Origin of the sequence: Tsukamurella asaccharolytica, from assembly GCF_007858435.1 — a bacterium.
GTDB lineage: Bacteria > Actinomycetota > Actinomycetes > Mycobacteriales > Mycobacteriaceae > Tsukamurella > Tsukamurella asaccharolytica.
The window spans coordinates 62,290-84,144 of record NZ_VIGW01000006.1; the positions used below are offsets into that span (position 1 = coordinate 62,290).

General features: G+C 71.4%; 17 protein-coding genes and 1 riboswitch. Of the genes, 8 read left to right on the top strand and 9 right to left on the bottom strand.

From position 1 onward, the window contains the following. Nucleotides 1-21 precede the first annotated feature (21 nt). The 5 genes from FK529_RS12795 to FK529_RS12815 form a co-directional block, all read right to left on the bottom strand. The gene (locus FK529_RS12795) at nt 22-999 is read right to left on the bottom strand and encodes a formylglycine-generating enzyme family protein (protein ID WP_166436416.1); all 978 of its coding nucleotides are present in this window, start codon (nt 997-999) and stop codon (nt 22-24) included. Beyond that, nucleotides 996-2,885 carry an adenylyl-sulfate kinase gene (gene cysC / locus FK529_RS12800; protein ID WP_146561702.1) on the bottom strand — a complete coding sequence of 630 codons (1,890 nt, stop codon included), beginning with the start codon at nt 2,883-2,885 and terminating at the stop codon, nt 996-998. The genes FK529_RS12795 and cysC overlap by 4 nt, the downstream gene beginning before the upstream one ends. Next, a complete protein-coding gene (cysD, locus tag FK529_RS12805; RefSeq protein ID WP_146561704.1) occupies nt 2,885-3,826 on the bottom strand; it encodes a sulfate adenylyltransferase subunit CysD in 942 nt (313 codons plus the stop codon). The genes cysC and cysD overlap by 1 nt, the downstream gene beginning before the upstream one ends. Beyond that, complete coding sequence (stf0, locus tag FK529_RS12810) at nt 3,823-4,620, bottom strand: trehalose 2-sulfotransferase (RefSeq protein ID WP_146561706.1); 798 nt, start codon at nt 4,618-4,620, stop codon at nt 3,823-3,825. The genes cysD and stf0 overlap by 4 nt, the downstream gene beginning before the upstream one ends. Before the next feature lie 150 nt (nt 4,621-4,770). After that, nucleotides 4,771-5,055, bottom strand: a complete 285-nt coding sequence (locus FK529_RS12815) for a chorismate mutase (protein ID WP_146561708.1) — start codon at nt 5,053-5,055, stop codon at nt 4,771-4,773. Between the two features lie 43 nt (nt 5,056-5,098). On the opposite strand from FK529_RS12815, the gene FK529_RS12820 reads away from it, so the two are divergent. Next, nucleotides 5,099-6,928: a hypothetical protein gene (locus FK529_RS12820; protein ID WP_146561710.1), complete on the top strand. Its 1,830-nt coding sequence runs from the start codon at nt 5,099-5,101 to the stop codon at nt 6,926-6,928. A gap of 70 nt (nt 6,929-6,998) precedes the next feature. After that, nucleotides 6,999-9,422, top strand: a complete 2,424-nt coding sequence (gene pcrA / locus FK529_RS12825; RefSeq protein ID WP_146561713.1) for a DNA helicase PcrA — start codon at nt 6,999-7,001, stop codon at nt 9,420-9,422. Nucleotides 9,423-9,494: 72 nt separating this feature from the next. Here the strand turns inward: pcrA and FK529_RS12830 are convergent, their stop codons facing one another. From FK529_RS12830 to FK529_RS12845, 4 genes are all read right to left on the bottom strand, one after another. Beyond that, the gene (locus tag FK529_RS12830; RefSeq protein ID WP_146561715.1) at nt 9,495-10,505 is read right to left on the bottom strand and encodes a M23 family metallopeptidase; all 1,011 of its coding nucleotides are present in this window, start codon (nt 10,503-10,505) and stop codon (nt 9,495-9,497) included. Between the two features lie 196 nt (nt 10,506-10,701). Then, a complete protein-coding gene (locus FK529_RS12835; protein WP_146561717.1) occupies nt 10,702-12,009 on the bottom strand; it encodes an ABC transporter ATP-binding protein in 1,308 nt (435 codons plus the stop codon). Between the two features lie 54 nt (nt 12,010-12,063). Further along, entirely contained in the window at nt 12,064-13,833 is a 1,770-nt protein-coding gene (locus FK529_RS12840) for an ABC transporter permease (protein ID WP_193559701.1), read from the bottom strand. Continuing rightward, nucleotides 13,830-14,534 (bottom strand): MgtC/SapB family protein, encoded by a 705-nt coding sequence (locus tag FK529_RS12845; RefSeq protein WP_146562048.1) that lies wholly within the window; start codon nt 14,532-14,534, stop codon nt 13,830-13,832. Before FK529_RS12845 ends, FK529_RS12840 begins: the two co-directional genes overlap by 4 nt. A gap of 291 nt (nt 14,535-14,825) precedes the next feature. Further along, a riboswitch (M-box (ykoK) riboswitch) is annotated at nt 14,826-15,001 on the bottom strand. Between the two features lie 58 nt (nt 15,002-15,059). On the opposite strand from FK529_RS12845, the gene FK529_RS12850 reads away from it, so the two are divergent. From FK529_RS12850 to FK529_RS12875, 6 genes are all read left to right on the top strand, one after another. Continuing rightward, nucleotides 15,060-15,674, top strand: a complete 615-nt coding sequence (locus tag FK529_RS12850; RefSeq protein ID WP_146561719.1) for a TetR/AcrR family transcriptional regulator — start codon at nt 15,060-15,062, stop codon at nt 15,672-15,674. A gap of 118 nt (nt 15,675-15,792) precedes the next feature. Beyond that, entirely contained in the window at nt 15,793-17,325 is a 1,533-nt protein-coding gene (locus tag FK529_RS12855; protein WP_146561721.1) for a carboxyl transferase domain-containing protein, read from the top strand. 11 nt (nt 17,326-17,336) lie between these two features. After that, nucleotides 17,337-19,358 carry an acetyl/propionyl/methylcrotonyl-CoA carboxylase subunit alpha gene (locus FK529_RS12860; protein ID WP_146561723.1) on the top strand — a complete coding sequence of 674 codons (2,022 nt, stop codon included), beginning with the start codon at nt 17,337-17,339 and terminating at the stop codon, nt 19,356-19,358. Nucleotide 19,359: 1 nt separating this feature from the next. Continuing rightward, nucleotides 19,360-20,508, top strand: a complete 1,149-nt coding sequence (locus FK529_RS12865) for an acyl-CoA dehydrogenase family protein (protein WP_146561725.1) — start codon at nt 19,360-19,362, stop codon at nt 20,506-20,508. Further along, nucleotides 20,505-21,008: a MaoC family dehydratase gene (locus FK529_RS12870; RefSeq protein ID WP_146561727.1), complete on the top strand. Its 504-nt coding sequence runs from the start codon at nt 20,505-20,507 to the stop codon at nt 21,006-21,008. Before FK529_RS12865 ends, FK529_RS12870 begins: the two co-directional genes overlap by 4 nt. Continuing rightward, nucleotides 21,009-21,851: an HpcH/HpaI aldolase/citrate lyase family protein gene (locus tag FK529_RS12875; RefSeq protein ID WP_146561729.1), complete on the top strand. Its 843-nt coding sequence runs from the start codon at nt 21,009-21,011 to the stop codon at nt 21,849-21,851. The last annotated feature ends 4 nt before the right edge of the window (nt 21,852-21,855 follow it).

Genomic DNA, 21,855 nt, shown 5'->3' on the forward strand with positions numbered 1-21,855 from the left:
AACCTCCACTGTATATATGAATTATGGTCGAAGTATATCAGAATCGGACACGGTGCGGAATCCGATGTTGCTCGCCGTCGAGCGCGGGGTGTTGTGGCTGCGGGCCGCCACGCGGTAGCGGTAGCAGTAGGAGTCGTGGCACAGGTGGCTGCCGCCGCGCAGCACCCGGGCGGTCCCGCGGTCCGGCCCGGAGGGGGTGTGCTCGGGCGAAACCCGGTAATAGCGGACGGAGAACCGGTCGGCGCACCACTCCCACACGTTCCCCACCGCCTGGTACAGGCCGTAGCCGTTCGGTGCGTACGCCGCGGCCGGCGCGGTCCCGGCGGCACCGTCGGGCTCGGGGAAGTCCCCGACGAAGATGGCGCAGTCCCGCCCGGGGACCGGGTGCTCGTCGCCCCACGGGTAGCGCGCGCCCTCGAGGCCGCCGCGCGCCGCGTACTCCCACTGCGCCTCCGTCGGCAGGGCCCGGCCGGCCCACGCGCAATAGGCGAGGGCGTCCGCGTGCGAGACGTGCACGACCGGATGATCGTCGTGGGCGACGGTGCCCGGCCCGCCGGGCGTGCGGAAACTCGCGTCCGCCGTCGTCAGCCACCACGGCGTGCCCGGGATCGGCACCCCCGCGGACGGGTCCGCGGCGCAGGCGTGGAAGACCGCGGAGGAACCGAACCGCTCCGCGTCGGTGACGTGCCCGGTCGCGTCGACGAAGGCCGCGAACGCGGCCACCGTCACCGTCGTCGCGTCGATGGTGAACGCGGGCAGCACGACGCGGTGCACGGGGAGCTCACCGTCGGCGCGGTAGCCGTCGCCGTGCGCGTCGCCCATCGCGAACGCGCCCGCGGGGACGCGGGCCTGCGTGATCGGGTGCACCCCGCCGCCGTGCACCCCGCCCGGGACCGCACCGCCGCCCGGGACCGCACCGCCGCCCGGGCCCGCACCGCCGCCCGGCGCCGCAGCGTGGCGCGGCGGCAGGTCCGGTCCGGGGGGCGTACAGCAGGTCACTCGTCGAGTATTCCCCGCTCCACGAGCAGCGCGATCACCCGCTGCGCGAGCTCGTCCGTGTCGGCGCCGGTGGTGTCGAACCGCAGGTCGGGGTCCGTCGGCTTCTCGTACGGGCCGTCGACGCCGGTGAGCCCCCGCAGCTCGCCGCGATCCGCTCGGGCGTAGAGGCCCTTCGGGTCGCGCCGGCGGCACTCGCTCACGGGCGTAGAGACGTGCACCTCCAGGAAATCGATCTCGGCCGCCAGGTTGAGCTCGCGGGCGATGTCCCGGTCGGAGCGGAGCGGCGAGACCAGCGACGCGATCGAGATCACGCCGGCGTCCGCGAACAGGCGGGTCAGGTGCCCCACGCGGCGGATGTTCTCGGCCCGGTCGCCGGGGGAGAAGCCCAGGTCGTCGGAGATGCCGTGGCGGATGTTGTCGCCGTCGATCAGGTAGGCGACGCGGCCCCGCGCGACGATCGCCCGCTCCAGGGCGACCGCCACCGTCGACTTGCCGGAGGCCGGTAGCCCCGTGAACCACACCGTGGCGCCGCGCTGGCCCGTCCGGGCCCACCGCTCGGCGCGGCCGAGCGAGCTCGGGTGCCAGCGGATGTCGTTGCGGGTCGCCTGTCCGGGGATCACCTCGCGGGCCTCGGCGATCGTGCCCGCGCCCACGGTGTCGTTGCTCGCCTCGTCGATGAGGATGAGGGCCCCGGTGTCCCGGTTCTGCGCGTACGGGTCGGCCACCACGACCGACGAGGTCCGCAGCGTCACCGTCCCGATGTCGTTGAGTGCCAGCTCGGTCGGCCCCACCTGCTCGATGAGCGTCTCGGGGTCCAGGCGGCGTTCGAGCGACTGGACGGTCGCGCGGACCGTCGCCGTGGCGTGCTTGAGCGCGACGCGGTCCCCGGCGCGCAGGGGCTTCTCGGCCAGCCAGCAGACGGTGACCTCGAGCTCGCGGGCGGTGACCGGCAGATGCGCGTCCGCGGCGCCCGAGACGAGGACGTCGCCCCGGCCCACGTCGATGTCGTCGGCCAGCTCGACCGAGACGGACAGCGGGGCGACGGCGGTCGTCCGATCGTCGTCGAGGGTGTCGAGCGCGGTCACCGTCGACCGGCTGCCCGACGGCAGGACCAGCACCTCGTCGCCCACCGTCAGCGTTCCCGCGGCGACGCGGCCGGCGTACCGTCGGCGCCGCTCGGCGGTGGGCCGGGAGACCCACTGGACCGGGAGGCGCAGCTCCGTGGCCACGGCCGACGGTGCGCGCAGCGGCACCGCCTCGAGGTGTTCCAGCAGGGTGGGGCCCTCGTACCAGGGGGTGTGCGCCGAGCGGTGCACCACGTTGTCGCCGAGCTTGGCAGCCAGCGGTATCGCGGGAATCGCGTCCAGGCCGAGCCGCACGGCGAGCTCGGCGAGCTCGGCCTCGACCTCCGCGAACCGCTCGGCGGAGAAGTCCACGAGGTCGATCTTGTTCACCGCGGCGATGACGTTCGGCACGCCGAGGAGCGTCGCGATGCGCGCGTGCCGACGGGTCTGGCGCAGCACGCCCTGGCGGGCGTCCACCAGCAGCACCGCGACGTGCGCGTTGGACGCACCGGTGAACATGTTGCGGGTGTACCGCTCGTGGCCGGGGGTGTCGGCGAGCACGTAGCTGCGCGACTCGGTGGAGAAGAAGCGGTAGGCCACGTCGATGGTGATGCCCTGCTCCCGCTCGGCGCGCAGGCCGTCGGAGAGCGCCGCGAGGTCCACCTCGTCGCCGTCGGTGACGGCGTCCAGGTGGTCCGTCGGCAGGCTGCCGGTGTCGTGCAGCAGGCGGCCGATCAGCGTCGACTTGCCGTCGTCGACCGATCCCGCGGTGGCGAGACGCAGCAGCTGCCGCGTGGTCGGCGGTGTCAGTACGTCCGTCATCAGAAGTACCCCTCCTTCTTGCGGTCCTCCATGGCGGCGGCGGACGTGCGGTCGTCGGCGCGGGTCTCGCCCCGCTCCGAGACGGTGGCGGCCGAGATCTCCGCGATGACGTCGGCGATGGCGGTGGCGCGGCTGCGGACCGCGCCGGTGATCGTCAGGTCGCCGACGGTGCGGTAGCGCACCCACTCCCGGCGCACGGTCTCGTCGGCCCGCGGCTGCGTGAACTCCGAGACGGCGAGCAGGATCCCGTCGCGCTCGAAGACCTCACGCTCGCTCGCGTAGTAGATCGGCGGCAGCTCCAGGCCCTCGAGCTCGATGTAGCGCCAGATGTCGAGCTCGGTCCAGTTGGACAGGGGGAACACCCGGACGGATTCGCCGCGGCGGATCCGTCCGTTGTACAGCGACCACGGTTCGGGGCGCTGCGCCCGCGGGTCCCACTGGCCGAACTCGTTGCGGAAGCTGAACACCCGCTCCTTGGCGCGGGCCCGCTCCTCGTCGCGCCGCGCCCCGCCGAACGCGGCGTCGAAGTTCCCGGCCTCCAGGGCGTCCAGCAGGGTGCGCGTCTGCAGCCGGTTCCGCGAGCCCGAGGCTTCGGTCGACTCGGCGACCCGGCCGGAGTCGATGGACTCCTGCACCGAGGCGACGATGAGCTCGATGCCGTCGGGGTTCTCGGCCGTCGGGGCCACGCGGCGGTCGCGGAAGTCGATCACCTCGGGGAAGTTGTGGCCCGTGTCCACGTGCAGGATCGGGAAGGGCAGAGGCGAGGGGCGGAAGGCCTTCTCCGCGAGCCGCAGCAGCACGATGGAGTCCTTGCCGCCCGAGAACAGCAGGACGGGGCGCTCCAGTTCCGCCGCCACCTCGCGGATGATGTGCACGGCCTCGGACTCGAGGACGCGGAGCTCGTCGACGGCGGCGATCGATTCGGGGGTCGCTGTGGTCATAGTGGATATCCGTTCGTCGCGGCGTCGGCGCGGTAGCGTTCGGCCCACTCCTTGGAGCGGTCGTTGGACTGGGGCTTGAGCGGCGGTGGGGGCGCGAGCTGCGGGTCCTGCCCGATCGCATCGAGGACGCGGGCCGTCGTCTTCTGCGGGTCGGCGGCGAGCTCGTGGAAGTCGATCTCGAGGGGCGTGATGCCCTCGAACGCGAACCACGCCCGCCAGGACCGCTCCTGCTCGCGGAGGATCCAGGCGAGGTGGGCGATCCCGTCGGCGCGGTACACCGCGCGCTCGTCGCGTTCGCGGTCGTGATCGGGGTCATCGCGCCACACGCGGGTCTGCACGGCCCGCCACATGGAGACCGCCTGGGAGACCACGTCCGGCCGGTGCACGTGCACGTAGAGGGGGTCGGCACCGTCGAACAGGGTGCGGATGGCGGTCCGCACCGACGCCGACGCGGTCCGCGTGCGGGTCACGAGGACGGGGGTCTGGTTCCACATGAGCTTGCCGCCCCACACGCCGTTCGGCGTCCGCCCCTCGCGCCGCACGTCGTCGAGCCACTGCTCGGGACTGCGCGGGTCGACGGTGCCGGGATCGATCGGGTCGAGCAGGTCGAGCAGCGACGGATCGTCGACGCCGGCGAACCACTCGCGGGGCTGCGGCGGCAGCGACGAGGACGGGTAGTACTGGAAGAACTCCTGCGGCCTCCCGGCGACGCCGGTGGCCGCGAGGGATTCCACGAGGAGGGTGCTCCCGCTGCGCTGGCTGGCGCACACGAGATAGTCGGACGGCGGGGGCATGCCGTCAGTCTGGCGTAGAAGGGCATTCCGGACCGGGTTTCGGTGGCAGCGTGAACGTGATTCTTGACGGATGGCGGGCCGTGTGGTCCGAGGGGCTGGACGGCGTCGATGCCCGCGAGGATCAGGTCGAGCCGGCGAGGAACCAGCCGGCTACCGGCCGAGCGGCCCCCGGCCGAGGCGCAGGAGGAGCATCGCGAGGGTGTGGCCCTCGCGGCCGAGCTCGGAGAACCGCTCGAGCACCTTCATCTCCCGCGAGTGCACCAGGCGAGTTCCGCCCGACGCCATGCGCGTGCGGCCGATGATCCGCGAGACCTCGCTGCGACGCTTGACCGCGGCGAGGATCTCCGCGTCGAGGCGGTCGATCTCCTCGCGGAGGGCCTGGATCTCCTCGTCGGCGAGCGGCGTCTCGGCGCCGGTGTCGTCCGGTGTGCTCATGGGTTCAAGTTTTCCACAGCCACGGCACCTACTATCGGGGACCGTGCCCGCCGCCGAATCGACCACCCCACCCGCCGCGCGGCGGGTGCTGTGGATCGGCGCGGCGGTGCTCCTCGTCGCGCAGCTCGCGGTCCGTGGGTACGTGCTCGCGCGGGGCAACTTCTACTGGGACGACGTGGCCTTCATCGGCCGGGCCGCCCGCCCGCTGACCGATCTCAGTGCCTGGTTCGTCGACTACGACGGCCACTTCATGCCCGGCACGCTGTTCGCGGCCGCGGCGATCACCACGGTCGCGCCGCTGAGTTGGCCGGCGGCGGCCGCGTCGATCCTGCTGCTGCAGCTGGTGGCCTCGGTGCTCACGCTACGCACGCTGGTGATCGTCGCGGGGCGTCGCCCGGTGGTGCTGGTCCCGTTCGTCTTCCTGCTGTTCAGCCCGCTCACGCTCACGGCGACGGCGTGGTGGGCGGCGGCGCTCAACGCCCTGCCGCTGCAGATCGGGCTCGCGGTGGTCGTCGCGGAGACGGTGCGGTACCTGCGCGGCCACCGGCGATCCGGCATGTACGCCGTCGCGGCGCTCCTGCTCTCGCTGCTGTTCTTCGAGAAGGCGCTGGTCATCCCGTTCGTCGCGCTGGCCACGGCGTGCCTGCTGCCGTACGTGCGCGGGCACCGCCGGCCGGTGCGGACCGTGCTGCGCCGCGGGCTGTGGCTGTGGGTCGCGTTCGCTCTGGTGGTCGCCGCGTGGCTCGTGCTGTGGCTGGCGATCACGGCGTCGCGGCCCGGCAACCACACCGCCGGGTTCACGGCGCGGGTGCTGTGGCGCTCGGTGAACGCGGTGCTCGCGCCGGCCGCGGTGGGCGGGCCGTGGACGTGGCGGCGCGAGAACCCCGGGCCGCCGCTCGTGGTCACCGACGCGACGCTCACCGTCGTGGGGTTGGTCGCGATCGCCGCGATCCTCGCGGTCACGTGGCGGGTGGCGCCGCGGGGGCTCGCGGCGTGGGGCGCGGCCGCCGCCTACTTCCTCGGCGCCTCGTCGACGGTCTTCTTCCTCCGCAGCTCGGAGTTCACGTCGCCGCTGCTCCCGCTCTCGCTGCGCTACTTCGCCGATTTCGCGTGGGTGCTCACCTTGGCCGCCGCGATCGTTCTGCGTTGTGAAACCGGGCGATATCGAGGGCACGAAGCCGAATCGGGCTTCTCGAGGTCGATATCGCACGGATTCACGAGGGACCGTCGCCTGTGGGTCGCCGTCGTGATCGCGTTCGCCGTGAGCGGGGCCGTCTCCGCCGTCCGGTTCGTCCCGCTCTGGCACGACAACCCGACCGGCGCCTACCTGCAGAACCTCCGCGCCGGGTCCGCCGCCTACGCGGATCGCGAGGTGCTCGACCAGGAGGTCCCCGGCGACGTCCTGGCGCGGCTCGCCCGCCCGAACAACCGGCTCTCGCGGATCCTCGCGACCCAGCCCGCCCACCCACGGTTCGCCGAGCACGCGGGGGAGGCCACCGTCGTCGACACGCAGGGACGCTTCCAGCCCGGCGGAGTCACGCGCGTCCGCAGCCTGCCGCTCGGGCCGTTCCCCTGCGGCACCCGGGTCGACGACGCCGCCCCGACGACCCTGGCCTACGAGGGTCCGCTGGCGTTCTGGGACTGGGTCGTCGAGTTCAACTACCTCGCCTCGTCCGACGGGGTCGTCGTGCTGCAGCAGCAACGCGGCGCGACGCCGGTCCGGGTGCCGGTGCGCCAGGGCGCGCACACCGTCTACGCCCGGGTGACGGGCACGGGCGACGGGCTCGTCGCGCGGTCGGAGACGCCGGGCCTGGTCGCGTGCGTGGGGAGCGGGCCGGTGGGCCTGCTGGTGCCGGCGTCGGCCGCCCGCTGATCGGCCGCCGGCCCGGCCGCGGCGTGCGGCGCACGAAACTGTCGGTCCGCCCGGTTACCCTGGACGGGAGATGAGTAGCCCAGCACCGCAGCAGTCCGGACTCCGCCAGCGTCAGCCCTTTTCCCGCGGGCCGGAGCGGCGGGAACGCGGCCAGGAACTGCTCGACGGGCTCAATCCGCAGCAGCGCGCGGCGGTGCTGCACGAGGGATCGCCGCTGCTCATCGTCGCGGGCGCGGGTTCGGGCAAGACGGCCGTGCTCACGCGCCGGATCGCCTACCTCCTGGCGGCCCGCAACCTGCACCCCGGCCAGATCCTCGCGATCACGTTCACCAACAAGGCCGCCGCGGAGATGCGGGAGCGCGTCGCCGGCATCATCGGCAACCGCGCGAAGATCATGTGGGTCTCCACGTTCCACTCCACCTGCGTGCGCATCCTGCGTGCCCAGGCCGGCCTGCTGCCGGGGATGAACTCCAACTTCTCCATCTACGATGCGGACGATTCCCGCCGCCTGCTCACCATGATCGTCAAGGACATGGGGCTGGACGCGAAGAAGTTCGCGCCGCGGGCCCTCGCCACCCACATCAGCAACCTCAAGAACGAGCTGATCGATCCGGAGCGGGCCGCCGCGGACGCGGCGCAGGCGGGGGAGCCGTTCGCGGTCACCGTCGCCGAGGTCTACGGCACCTACCAGGCCCGCCTGCGGGGCGCGAACGCCTTCGACTTCGACGATCTCATCGGGGAGACGGTGGCGCTGCTGCAGTCGCACCCCAATGTCGCGCAGTACTACCGGCGCCGGTTCCGCCACGTGATGGTGGACGAGTACCAGGACACCAACCACGCGCAGTACGTGCTGGTCCGCGAGCTCGTCGGCCTGGAGACCGACGCCGACGGTGTGGAGCCCAGCGAACTGTGCGTGGTGGGCGATGCGGACCAGTCGATCTACGCCTTCCGCGGCGCGACGATCCGCAACATCGAGGAGTTCGAGCGCGACTTCCCGAACGCGGAGACCATCCTGCTGGAGCAGAACTACCGCTCCACCCAGACCATCCTCTCCGCGGCCAACGCGGTGATCGCCCGCAACGCCGGCCGCCGCGAGAAGAAGCTCTGGACCGACCAGGGCGACGGTGACCTCATCACCGGCTACGTCGCCGACAACGAGCACGACGAGGCGAGCTTCGTGGTCTCGGAGATCGACGCGCTGGCCGACCAGGGCGTCAAGTACAGCGACGTGGCGGTCTTCTACCGCACCAACACCGCCGCGCGCGTGCTGGAGGAGGTCTTCATCCGCCACGGCGTGCCCTACAAGGTGGTCGGCGGCGTGCGCTTCTACGAACGCAAGGAGGTACGCGATCTCGTCGCCTACTTGCGCGCGATCGACAACCCGAACGACACCGTCAGCCTGCAGCGCATCGTCAACACCCCGCGCCGCGGCATCGGCGATCGCGCCCAGGCCTGCCTCACCGTGCACGCCGAGAACCACGGGGGCACGTTCAGCACCGCCATCGAGGACGCTGTCGAGGGCACCGTCGCCATGCTGAACCCGCGCTCGCGCAACGCGATCGCCACCTTCGCCGGTCTCATGGCGGATCTGCGCCGCACGGCGGCGGACGAGGATCAGGACCTCGGGGACCTGCTCGAGGCCGTCGTCGAGAAGACGGGCTACCGGGCCGAGCTGGAGGGCTCGTCGGATCCGCAGGACGGCGCGCGCCTTGAGAACATCGAGGAGCTGATCAGCGTCGCGCGGGAGTTCTCCGCGCAGGACGTCACCGACGTGGTGGTCGACGAGGGCGCGCCCGAGCCCGGTTCCCTGGCCGCCTTCCTGGAGCGGGTGTCGCTCGTGGCGGACGCCGACCAGGTGCCCGACAGCGAGGCCGGCGTCGTCACGATGATGACCCTGCACACCGCCAAGGGCCTGGAGTTCCCGGTGGTCTTCGTGACGGGCTGGGAGGACGGGCAGTTCCCGCACATGCGCGCCCTGGGCGACGAGGCGGAGCTCGCCGAGGAGCGGCGGCTCGCCTACGTGGGTATCACCCGCGCCCGGGAGCGCCTCTATCTCTCCCGTGCGATGGTCCGCGCCACCTGGGGCGATCCGATGCAGAACCCGGAGTCCCGGTTCCTCGCCGAGATCCCGCAGCACCTCATCGACTGGCGCCGGCTGGAGCCCAAGCGGAGCCAGTTCGGCGGCTCCCGCGGCGTCTTCGGGCAGGATCGGCCGTCCTGGGGCGGGCAGAACGGGGGCGGTCAGTTCGGCGGCCGCGGCCGGTCCGCGGGGTCCGACGGTGGCTGGACGCCCAAGCGCGCGCCCAAGCCCACGCGCCGCGCCAACAAGCTCACGCTGGCGGTGGGCGATCGGGTGTCGCACGACTCGTTCGGGCTCGGCACGGTCACGGCCGTCACCGGCGCCGGGCCGATGGAGCGCGCGACCTTCGACTTCGGCTCGTCGGGCACCGTCACCCTGATGACCTTCGGCGGCCTGCCGATGGAGAAGCTGTAGTCGTCCCACCCCGAACGACGCGAAAGGCGCCCCGGTGATCCGGGGCGCCTTTCAGCGTTCGTGGGGTGCGAGTTAGACGCGGATTCCGCGCTCCGCGAGCCAGGCCTGCGGGTCCAGCTTCGCGCCGCCGGCGCCGTGGACCTCGAAGTGCAGGTGCGGGCCGGTGGAATAGCCGTTGTTGCCCACCCAGCTGATGAGGTCGCCCGCCTTGACGGTCTGACCCGCCTGGACGTTCACGTTGTACATGTGTCCGTAGACGAGCACGGTGCCGTCCGAGAGCCGGATCTTGATCCAGATGCCGAAGCCCGAGGCGGGGCCGGCGTCGGTGACCACGCCGTCGGCGGCCGCGAACAGCGGGGTGCCGAGCGGGGCGGCCAGGTCGAGGCCGCCGTGCATGGCGCCCCAGCGGGTGCCGAAGTTCGAGGTGAGGGTGGCGCCGTTCACGGGCGCGGTCACCTTCGGGCGCATCGAGTCGATGATGCGCTTGTCGTCCGCGTCCTTGCGGGCCTTGCCGCCGGCGAGGCCGGAGGCGAACTGCTCGGTGTCCTGCGCGGCGGGCAGGGGAGCCTGACGCCCGGCGTTGGCCTCGGGGCCCGCGGCGGGCGGCACGATCGGCTGCTGCGAGGTCGATGGGGCCTCGCTGCCGGTGGCGTTGACCACGGCGGCGCCGGCCACGCTGGCGCCCGCGGCGAGCGCGACCAGGGCGGCGCGGCCCTTGAGGGCGTGCGGGGCGGTGGGGATGCGGTGCTTGCCGCCCTTGCGGACGGGCGCCGGGAGGAGCTCGGGGGCGACCTCGGGCGAGCCGAGGAGTGCGGTGTCCTCGAGTTCGTCCGCCTCGGGCGCGTCGAGCTCGGTGTCCCCGGTGAACAGCACCTCGGGGATCATGAGGTCCTGGGTGACCTCGGAGCTGGAGGGGCGGTAGACCAGCGCGGTGTCGTCCGGCGTGTCGGCCCAGGTCTCGGAGTAGGCCTCGTCGAGGCGCTTCTCGAGCTCATCCAGCGGGATGATCGCGGTGATCGACTCTTCATCGAGGACCTGCGTGCCACCCTGCCAGCCCGCGTGGTTCTCGCGACTCCGTGTCATATCTCGCCTACTCCAACCGTAAAACCGCACTTCGGACCACGTGGTGATCCGACGATGTCCTCATCGTGACCGCTTCGTGATCCGCGTCCCGTCGACGATAACGAAATGATTGCGACGAGACAACCTCAAGGGGCGCGGTTCGCGCGAATGTGCTCTTGGTCACAATGCGATCACAAAGACGCGGATCACGATGGCGTCAGTGCTGGTCGAGCCGGATCCGGTCGTCGTCGGCGTCGTAGTCGTACAACTCGGCGTACCGGCCCCAGTCGATCGCCAGCCGCATCTGGCGTTCGGCGTCCTCCGGGCCGAAGCCGCGGCGGAGCAGGTCGACGAAGAAGCCGAGCCGGACGGCGGAGTCACTCGACGCGTGCAGGGTGCGCAGCACCGTGCGGACGAGGGGTGCGCGGGACGCGGCCTGCCGCGCGAAGACCTCCTTCGCCTCCGTCAGCGGCACCGTCACGAACGTGCGGCCCTCCTCGGTGATGCTGATGTCGTTGCCGTCCACCTCGACGAAGCCCAGCATCGCCGCGGCGTCCACGAGCGGCATGATGTCGTCCAGCTCGAAGTTCAGGTCCGCCGCGAGATCGGGCAGGTCGGCATGATCGCCGTGCGCGTGGACGAGTTCGACGAGGCCGGCCAGCCCGCCGACGGTCGCGTCCGGCAGGGGCCGGCTCACGGGCGTCGCCTCGCTCGGGTCCGGGGCGTGCTGGATCTCGGCGCTGCGGCCCGTCAGGGCCTGGTACAGCTCGTCGACGATGGCTTCGAACTCGGACGACGCCCGGTCCCGCGGCCGGGCGAGCGGGATCGACGTCTCGTGCACGATGCGGCCGGGCTTGGAGCCGAGGACCACGACGCGGTCGGCCAGCAGCACCGCCTCCTCGATGTTGTGGGTGACGATGCAGACGCTGCGCGTCGGGAAGTCGTCCTGCCCCCACAGCTCGACGATCTCGTTCCGCAGGTTCTCTGCGGTCAGCACGTCCAGCGCGGAGAAGGGCTCGTCCATGAGCAGCAGGTCGGGCTCGAGTACCAGCGCGCGGGCGAAGCCGACGCGCTGGCGCATCCCGCCGGAGAGCTCGCGCGGGTAGGCCGATTCGAAGCCGTCGAGTCCGATCGTGTCGATCGCCGCGAGCGCGCGGTCCCGCCGGGCGTCGCGCTCGACGTTCCGGGCTATCAGCCCCAGCTCCACGTTGTCCTGGACGGTCAGCCAGGGCATGAGGGCGAAGGACTGGAAGATCATCGCGGTGCCGGGGTTGGGCCCGGTCAGGGCCGCACCGTCGGCCTCGACGGTGCCCGACGTCGCCGGGATGAGCCCGGCGATGATCCGCAGGAGGGTCGACTTGCCGGAGCCCGAGCGGCCCAGCAGCGCGACGATCTCGCCCGGGCGGATGGTGAGGTCGATGTCGTCGAGCACGGTGAGGGTCTCGCCGGTGGCGCCTTCGAAGCTCTTGGTGAGGCCGGAGAGGTGGATGAGGGGCCGGTCGCCGGGACGGGTCACGGTGGTCATGGGATTCCTCCTTGTAATAAGGGGTAGCGGAATAAGGGGTGCCGGAAGCAGGGGTCAGAGGGAGTAGCGGCGCTCGGCCACGCGGTACAGGCGGCGCCACAGGGCGGCGTTCGTCCCGACCACGAACAAACACATGACGACGATGCCGAGCAGCAAGTGCGCGGTGTGGTCGGCGCCGGTTGCCGCGGTGGCCTGCGCGATGTAGTCGCCGAGGCCGAACGCGTGGTAGTCCTGGCCGTTGTACGAGACGACCTCGGCGACGATCGACGCGTTCCAGGCACCGCCCGCGGCGGTGATGCCGCCGGTCACGTAACCGGCGAAGACGCCGGGGAGCAGCACGTACCGCCACTTCATCAGCCGCGGCAGCCGCATGTCGTCGGCGGCCTCGAGCAGATCGCCGGGGATCGCGCTGGCCGCGGCGATCACGTTGAACAGGATGTACCACTGGGTGCCCAGCGCCATGAGCAGGATCCCGCCGAAGTTCAGTGGAATGTTCCATGCGATGAAGACCGCGGTGACCACGGGGAACAGGAAGTTCGCGGGGAAGCTCGCGAAGATCTGGATGATCGGCTGCAGGGCTCGGCTCAGCGCCGGGTTCAGGCCGATGATCACGCCGATCGGAACCCACACGGCGGTGGCGACCAGCATCACCACGGCGACGCGCGCCATGGTCGCCAGGCCGAGCAGGAGGACGTGGCCCACCTCGGTGAGGCCCGCGTCGCGCAGGATCACCTCGACGCAGCGGTAGATGCCGTAGCCGAGGAGGGTGAGCACGACTGCGGCGAAGACCAGGTCGCCGAGGCGCCGCCGGGCGGGTGCCACGACGGTGGCCGTCCTCGCCCGGCCGCCGAGGACGCCGAAGACGCGGTCGCAGACCACGATGACCGGCGCGAGCAGGCGCCCGGCGACGGCGCTGACGTGCGAGCGGCGCAGCAGGGTGAGCACCGCCGACTTCGGTTCGCGGCCCGTCGCGGAGTCCTCCAGCCGGAAGCGCTCCGCCCAGGCCGTGAGCGGGCTCCAGAACAGGAAGTTGACGCCGACGATCACCACGATCATCGCGAGGACGGCCCAGCCGACGCGGCCGAGGTCGCCGTCGGTGGAGGCGGACGCGACGTAGGCGCCGATGCCCGGGAGGGCGTAATCGTTTCCGGCCACCGACACGGCCTCGGAGGCGGTGAGGAAGAACCATCCGCCGCCGAAGCTCATCATCGCGTTCCAGACCAGGGGGATCATGCCGCTGGGCACGTCGAGCCGCCAGAATCGCTGCCAGCGGGACAGGCCGAGGTTCTCGGCCGCCTCGCCCAACTCGCGGGGCTGGCTGATCAGGCTCTGATAGAAGGCGAAGGTCATGTTCCAGGCCTGCGAGGTGAAGATCGCGAAGATCGCGGCGAACTCCAGGCCCAGGGTGGACCCGGGGAACAGGGCGATGAACAGCGTCACCGTGATGGAGAGGAAGCCGAGGATCGGCACCGACTGCAGCACGTCGAGCAGCGGCATGAGCACGGCCCGCGCACGGCGCGAGCGGGCGGCGAGCGTCGCGTAGACGAACGTGAAGACCAGCGACGCCGCGAGCGCGACGAACATCCGCAGCAGGGAGCGGGCCGCGTAGTAGGGGAGTTGTGCCGGGTCCGTGTCGACGCCGGACTGGGCGTGGGTCAGGTCGACGGGGGTGTTCATGCCCTGTCCGACCCGGATCACGAGCCAGATCAGGGCGGCGGCCCCGATGACGACGAGGAGGTCGGCGGCGATGCCCGCGCCGCGGGAGCGCCGTCCGGCGCGGCCGCGCGCCGAGAGCAGGCCTCCGGCAAGGGGTGTGGTGGTCACAGGTCAGCCTCCTCGGGCTCGGTGAGTACGTTCCAGCGCACGGCGGTGACCGACGGTTCCATGCTCAGTTGGCTGATCGCGGACTCGAGGGCCCGGTCGTCGCGGCCGTCGGCGGCCAGGGTGGCGCGCACCTCGACGAGGCCGCCGTCCACGTTGTTACTGCTGATCGACTGGAGGTGGAAGACGGTGCGGCTGAGCGCCTGCACGAGCAGGACGCGGACGTGCGCCTCGTTCTCGTCGCGGGTCACCGCGACGAACTCGTAGTGGCTCGGCGCCTCCTTACCCGTGTCCGGCGCCTTGTCGACGACGTGGCCGACCGAGCGCAGCGCCGTGTTGACGGCGATCACGACGGCGGTGCCGGCCGCGGCGGCGAAGTACAGCCCGGATCCGGCGAGAGCGCCCACCGCGGCGGAGCACCACAGCGTTGCGGCGGTGTTGAGGCCGCGCACCGTCAGGCCGTCGCGAAGGATCACGCCGCCGCCCAGGAAGCCGATGCCGGAGACGATCTGCGCCGCGACGCGGGTGGGGTCGCCGCCCTCGAAACCGAAGGCGGACAACACCACGAACAGCGCGGAGCCCACGGAGACCAGCGCGTTGGTGCGCAGGCCCGCCATGCGCGCACGGTACTGCCGCTCGAGGCCGATCAGGGTGCCGAAACCGACGCCGGCGGCGATCCGCAGCAGGATGTCGAACTGGGTGATGGTCGAGGTGACGTGCATGATTCTCTCCCTCGTCGGGACACGTCGGATCGCGCCGCGACGATGGATCGCGGCGTGACACTGTGTGTGTGATGAGCGCTGTCGACAGGCAGCGCGCAACCGCCGACGGTCGCGCCGGGGGTGCTGTTGTTGCTACCTGAAAAGGTTGGGGCTCAGCGGATCCCGTTCGGTGATGCGGGAAGCGCCGAGCTGAATACTATGACTGTCGTCGGGCATTGCATCACCTCCATGTGGCGGGAAATCCACGCGCCGATGGAGGGAAGATGAAGATCGTACGCCCCTCCACGTCAGACCTTCAGCACTTCGCGGCGTGAACCCGTACAGGTAGTACGGGAGCCAATCGGGGCGCACCCTTAAGCCGGATGCACCTGTCCTGACCCGGGGCGTCTCTCGACGTTCGGGGTCGCTGGCCTGTTTCCGCGAAGGAGCCTCAGCGAACGAATGGCGCCTTACCGATCAAGCATGACACGAGGTCGCCCCGTGGGCAAGCCGAGTAATGTTCCCGCCATGGAGGTACCGACGACCGGCCGGACCCTCGCTGCCGGGCCCGAGGCGGGGACGCCGCGCGAGCGCGCCAAGGCGGCCCGCCGCCGCGAACTGCTCGCCGCCGCGGCGACGCTCATGGCCGAGCGCGGCTTCGCCGGCGTGCGGCTGGAGGACATCGGCGCGGCCGTGGGGGTCTCCGGTCCGGCCATGTACCGCCACTTCGCGGGCAAGCAGGACGTGCTCGCCGCGCTGCTGGTGGAGATCTCCGAGTACCTGTACGACGGTGGCCGCCGGGTCGCGGAGGAGCGGGCCGGGGACCCGCGGCGGGCGCTGCACGACCTCGTCGATTTCCACGTGGAATTCGCCGCCTCGGAGCCGGACCTGATTCGCGTGCAGTACCGCGACATGTGGTCGCTCGCACCGGAATCGGCGCGCCGTGTGCGCCGGCTGCAGCGGCAGTACGTGGAGGTCTGGACCGATGCACTCACCGCGCTCGGCGGCGATGCGGTGGACAACCGCGCCGTGGTGCACGCCGTCTTCGGTCTGATCAACGCCGCCCCGAGTCTGCCGGCGCTGCCGCAGCCCCGGCTCCGCGCGCTGCTGCGCGAGAAGGCGCTCGCCGCGCTGGGCGTCTGAGTCCGGCCAATCCGCGTAATCCGCCGCGCTGAAGCTACCCCCGAGTAAGACTGGACAGGGTGGCCGAGGTCACATATTCTCATTCTCAGTTAATGATGAATAACCCAAAGGAGCGGGCGTGACATTCCGCGAGGAACACGAGGCGAACGTCGCCGAGCTGCGGGAGCGGCTCGAGAGGGTGGCGCAGGGTGGTGGCGAACGGGCGCGCGCCCGGCACGAGAGCCGCGGCAAGCTCCTGGTCCGCGAGCGAATCCGGCGCCTACTGGACACGGCCAGCCCGTTCCTGGAGGTGGCGCCGCTCGCCGCCGAGGACATGTACGACGGCAAGGCGCCCTCGGCGGGCGCCGTCGCCGGCATCGGCACGGTCTCCGGCCGGCAGGTGATGATCGTCGCGAACGACGCGACGGTCTCGGGCGGCACCTACTACCCGATCACCGTGAAGAAGCACCTGCGCGCGCAGGAGATCGCGTTGCAGAACCGGCTGCCCTGCGTCTACCTGGTGGACTCGGGCGGCGCCATGCTGCTCAACCAGGACGACGTCTTCCCCGACCGCGAGCATTTCGGGCGCATCTTCTACAACCAGGCGACCATGAGCGCCGCGGGCATCCCGCAGATCGCCGCCGTACTGGGCAGTTCCACCGCGGGCGGCGCGTACGTGCCGGCCATGAGCGACGAGACGGTCATCGTCCGCGACCAGGGCACCATCTTCCTGGCGGGCCCGCCGCTGGTGAAGGCCGCGACGGGCGAGGACGTGACGGCCGAGGACCTCGGCGGCGGCCTCATGCACTCCACGAAGTCCGGCGTCACCGACCACCTCGTGGACTCCGACGACGAGGCCCTGGAGAAGGTCCGGCAGATCGTCGGGCGGCTCGGCCCCGTCGGCGAGGTGCAGTGGGACGTGCGCCCGGCGCTGCCCCCGGCGCGCCCGCAGACCGACCTGTACGACGTGGTGCCGACCGATCCGAGAATCGGTTACGACGTGCGGAAGCTCATCGGGATCATCGCCGACGGTGGCGAGTTCGACGAGTTCAAGGAGCTCTTCGGCACCACGCTGGTGACCGCCTTCGCGCGGATCCACGGCCACCCGGTGGGGATCATCGGCAACAACGGCGTGCTCTTCGCCGAGGCCGCGCAGAAGGGCGCCCACTTCATCGAGCTGTGCGACAAGCGCCGCATCCCCCTGGTCTTCCTGCAGAACATCACCGGGTTCATGGTGGGCCGGCAGTACGAGGAGGGCGGCATCGCCAAGCACGGTGCCAAGATGGTGACCGCCGTCGCGTGCGCCCGTGTCCCCAAGTTCACCGTGATCGTGGGCGGCTCCTTCGGCGCCGGCAACTACTCCATGTGCGGCCGTGCCTACTCGCCGCGCTTCCTCTGGATGTGGCCCAACGCGCGGATCTCCGTGATGGGCGGCCCGCAGGCCGCCGACACCCTCGGCTCGGTCCGCCGCGAGCAGGAGGGCATGGAGGAGTTCAAGCAGGAGGTGCGCGACCAGTTCGAACGCCAGTCGCAGGCCTACTACTCCACGGCCCGGCTGTGGGACGACGGCGTGATCGACCCCGCCGACACCCGCACCGTCCTCGGCCTCGCGCTGGAGGCGGCGTCCCGGACGCCGCTCGCCGAGGTCTCCTACGGCGTCTTCCGGATGTGAGGCAGAAGAAGATGAGCAAGATCGAGAAGGTCCTGATCGCGAACCGCGGCGAGATCGCCTGCCGCGTCATCGACACCCTGCGCACCTTGGGGATCGCCAGCGTCGCGGTGTACTCCGATGCGGACGCCGACGCCCGGCACGTGCGGCTCGCCGACGAGGCCGTGCGCCTCGGCCCGGCCGCCGCCACCGAGAGTTACCTGCGCATCGACAGGGTCGTCGAGGCGGCCCGCGCCACCGGTGCGGACGCGGTGCACCCCGGCTACGGCTTCCTCTCCGAGAACGCGGCCTTCGCGCGGGCGCTGTCGGAGGCCGGCATCGAATTCCTCGGCCCGCCCGTCGAATCCATCGAAACGATGGGCGACAAGATCACGGCGCGCGCCGCGGTGATCGAGCGCGACGTACCCGTGGTCCCCGGCATCAGCCGGCCGGGCCTCACGGACGCCGATCTCATCGACGCGGCCGAGGGCATCGGCTTCCCCGTGCTCATCAAGCCGAGCGCGGGCGGCGGCGGCAAGGGCATGCACCGGGTGGAGAACCCCGCGGACCTGCCGGCCGCGGTCGCCGCTGCCCGCCGCGAGGCCGCGGCGGCCTTCGGCGACGACACGCTGTTCATGGAGCACTTCGTGGACACTCCGCGCCACATCGAGGTGCAGGTGCTCGCCGACAAGCACGGCAACGTGATCCACCTCGGCGAGCGCGAGTGCTCGCTGCAGCGCCGCCACCAGAAGGTGATCGAGGAGGCCCCGTCGGCCCTGCTCGACGAGGCCACGCGCGCGGAGATCGGCCGCGCCGCTTGCGACGCCGCGCGCTCCGTCGGTTACACGGGCGTGGGCACCGTCGAGTTCATCGTCTCGGCCAAGCGGCCCGACGCCTTCTTCTTCATGGAGATGAACACGCGCCTGCAGGTCGAGCACCCCGTCACCGAGCTGGTGACCGGAGTCGACTTGGTGGAGCAGCAGATCCGCGTCGCCAACGGCGAGGTGCTGGCGCTGTCCCAGGACGACATCGTGCTCACCGGCCACGCGGTCGAGGCGCGGGTCTACGCGGAGGACCCGGCGGCCGGCTTCCTGCCGACCGGCGGCACGGTGACGGCCCTGCGGTATCCGCGCAGCGATCGTCGCGGCCCGGTCCGCGTGGACACGGGCATCGAGGCCGGCAGCGTCGTCGGCAGCGACTACGACCCCATGCTCGCCAAGGTGATCGTGCACGCCGACGATCGCGAGCAGGCATTGCGCCGGCTCGACGAGGCTCTCGCCGGCACGCAGCTCACCGGCCTGCGCACCAACGTCGACTTCTGCCGGTTCGTCCTCGCCGACGCCGACGTGGTCTCGGGCAAGCTCGACACCGAGCTGCTGGATCGCCTGGCCCCCACCTACACCCGCCCCGAGCCGACGGTCCGTGCCTACGCCGCCGCCGCGCTCACCGCGGTCGCCGCCTCCCGCGGTGCCGGCCCGTGGGGCACCGAGACCGGCTGGCGCATCGGGGGGGCGCAGCCCACCGTCGTGCGGTTCACGGGTACCGAGGAGACGGGCGAGGTCCACGTCTCCGTGCTCGGCGACGCGGTGACGGTGCGCGGCACCGGCGACGAGCCCCGCCTGGACTGGTCGGGCACCGCCCGGATCGCCGGCGCCGGGAGCGGAGAGAGCGGGCCGACTGACGCTGCCGAGCGCCCGGTGGTGGACGGCTTCTCCACGCCGGTCACCGTCGCGCTCGACCGCGGAACGTACTGGGTCAGCGGCGAGGACGGCACGTACGAGCTGCAGCTCGCGAAGTCCACGTCGAAGGACCGCGACGGTGCCCACGGCGGCGATGTCGTGAGCCCCATGCCGGGCGCCGTCGTCGCGGTGCCGGTCGAGGATGGCCAGACGGTGACCAAGGGCGAGACCCTGGTGATCATCGAGGCGATGAAGATGGAGCAGCCGCTGACCGCGCCGCACGACGGTGTGGTGTCGATCGCGGTGCGTGCAGGAGACAAGGTGACCGCGGCCCAGGTGCTCGCGAGCGTCACGGCCACGGAAACGGAAGAGAGCTGACATGGAACTGACCCAGGACTACGCGGACCTGCGGGACACGGTGCGCGACTTCGCCGATCGGGTGGTCGCGCCGGTCTCGGCCAAGCACGACGAGGAGCACTCCTTCCCCTACGAGGTCGTGAAGCAGATGGGCCAGATGGGCCTGTTCGGCCTGCCCTTCCCCGAGGAGTACGGCGGGATGGGCGGCGACTACTTCGCCCTCGCCCTCGCGCTGGAGGAGCTGGCCCGCGTCGATCAGTCGGTGGCGATGACGGTCGAGGCCGGCGTCGGCCTCGGCGCCATGCCGATCTACAAGTTCGGCACCGAGGAGCAGAAGCAGAAGTACCTGCCCTCCCTCGCGGCAGGCGAGAACCTGGCCGGCTTCGGCCTCACCGAGCCCGGCTGCGGCTCGGACGCCTCGGGCACGCAGACCACCGCCAAGCTCGACGGCGACGAGTGGGTCATCAACGGCTCCAAGCAGTTCATCACCAACTCGGGCACCGACATCACCAGCCTGGTGACGGTGACCGCGGTGACCGGCACCAAGCCGGACGGCCGCAAGCAGATCTCCACGATCATCGTGCCCAGCGGCACGCCCGGTTTCACGGTCGAGCCCGCGTACAACAAGGTGGGCTGGAACGCCTCCGACACGCACCCGCTGAGCTTCTCCGACGTGCGGGTGCCGAAGGAGAACCTGCTGGGCGAGGAGGGGCGCGGCTACGCGAACTTCCTCTCCATCCTCGACGAGGGCCGCATCGCCATCGCTGCGGTCGCGACCGGCGCCGCGCAGGGCTGCGTCGACGAGTCGGTGAAGTACGCCAAGGAGCGCAACGCCTTCGGCAAGCCGATCGGCGAGTTCCAGTCCATCGCCTTCGCCATCGCGCGGATGGAGGCGCGGGCGCACACCTCCCGGGTGGCCTACTACGAAGCGGCCCGCCTGATGCTGGCCGGCAAGCCCTTCAAGAAGGAAGCCGCCATCGCGAAGATGATCTCCTCCGAGGCCGCGATGGACAACGCGCGCATGGCCACCCAGATCCACGGCGGCTACGGCTTCATGAACGAGTACCCCGTCGCGCGGCACTACCGCGATTCGAAGATCCTCGAGATCGGCGAGGGAACCACCGAGGTGCAGCTCATGCTGATCGCGCGCTCGCTGGGGCTGAACTCGTGAGCGAGCAGGAGCCCGTGCGGCGGGTGACCCAGCGCGGCCTGTGGTTCGACGAGTTCGAGGACGGGGTGCTGTACGAACATCGGCCCGGCGTCACCGTGACCGAGGCCGACAACGTGCTGTTCACCAAGCTGACCATGAACACCCAGGCGCTGCACCTGGATGCGCACTGGTCGGCGCAGCAGCCCGGCTTCGGCGGCCAGCGCCTGGTGAATTCGATGTACACGCTGTCCACCCTGGTGGGGCTGTCTGTCGCGCAGCTCACCCAGGGCACGCTGGTGGCGAACCTCGGCTTCTCCGAGATCGCCTTCCCCGCGCCGGTCTTCGCCGGCGACACCCTGTACGCGGAGACGCTCTGCACGGGCAAGCGGGAGTCGAAGTCGCGGCCCGGGGAGGGCATCGTCAACCTGCGGCACGTCGCCCGGAACCAGGACGGCGCCGTCGTCGCCGTGGCCGAGCGATCCACCCTGGTGCGCAAGGCACCGTCGGGCGAGGAGGCGTAGGTGCACCACCATGAGGACCTGAACGCCCCCGCCTGGCGGCCGCCCGGCCCCGCGATCCTGTTCTGCCCGGCCGACCGGCCCGAGCGGTACGCGAAGGCGGCGGAGCGGGCCGACGCGGTGATCCTCGACCTCGAGGACGCGGTGACCGCCGATGCGCGGCCCGCGGCCCGGGAGGCGCTGATCGCCAGTGATCTCGACCCGGCGTCGACGATCGTGCGGGTGAACGCCTTCGGCACCCACGACTTCGCCGAGGACATCGAGGCGCTGCGGCGCACCGCGTACCGCGTGGTGATGCTCGCCAAGACGGAATCGGCGCACCAGCTGGACCGGCTGGCGCAGGTCGACGGCGTGCAGGTGCTCGCGCTCATCGAGACGCCACTGGGAGCGGTGAACGTCAACGAGATCGCGGCGCACCCGCGGTGCATCGGGCTCATGTGGGGCGCGGAGGATCTGGTGGCGGCGATGGGCGGGCGGTCCAGCCGCTTCCCCGATGCCACGTACCGCGACGTCCCGCGGCACGTCCGGTCGGCGACCCGGCTCGCGGCCGCCGCGCACGGCAAGTTCGCGCTCGACGCGGTGCACATCGACATCGCCGATACCGACGGCCTCGCCGCCGAGGCCGAGGACGCCGTGGCGCTCGGCTTCGCCGCCACCGTCTGCATCCACCCCTCGCAGGCGGCGGTGATCCGTGCCGCCTACCGGCCCACGGACGACGAGATCGCCTGGGCCCGGGAGGTGCTTCAGGCGGAGGCCGGCAGCAACGGCGTCTACCAGGTGCGGGGTCAGATGATCGACGCGCCACTGCTCGCCCAGGCCCGCGCGATCGTCGCCCGGGCCGACTGAGGTT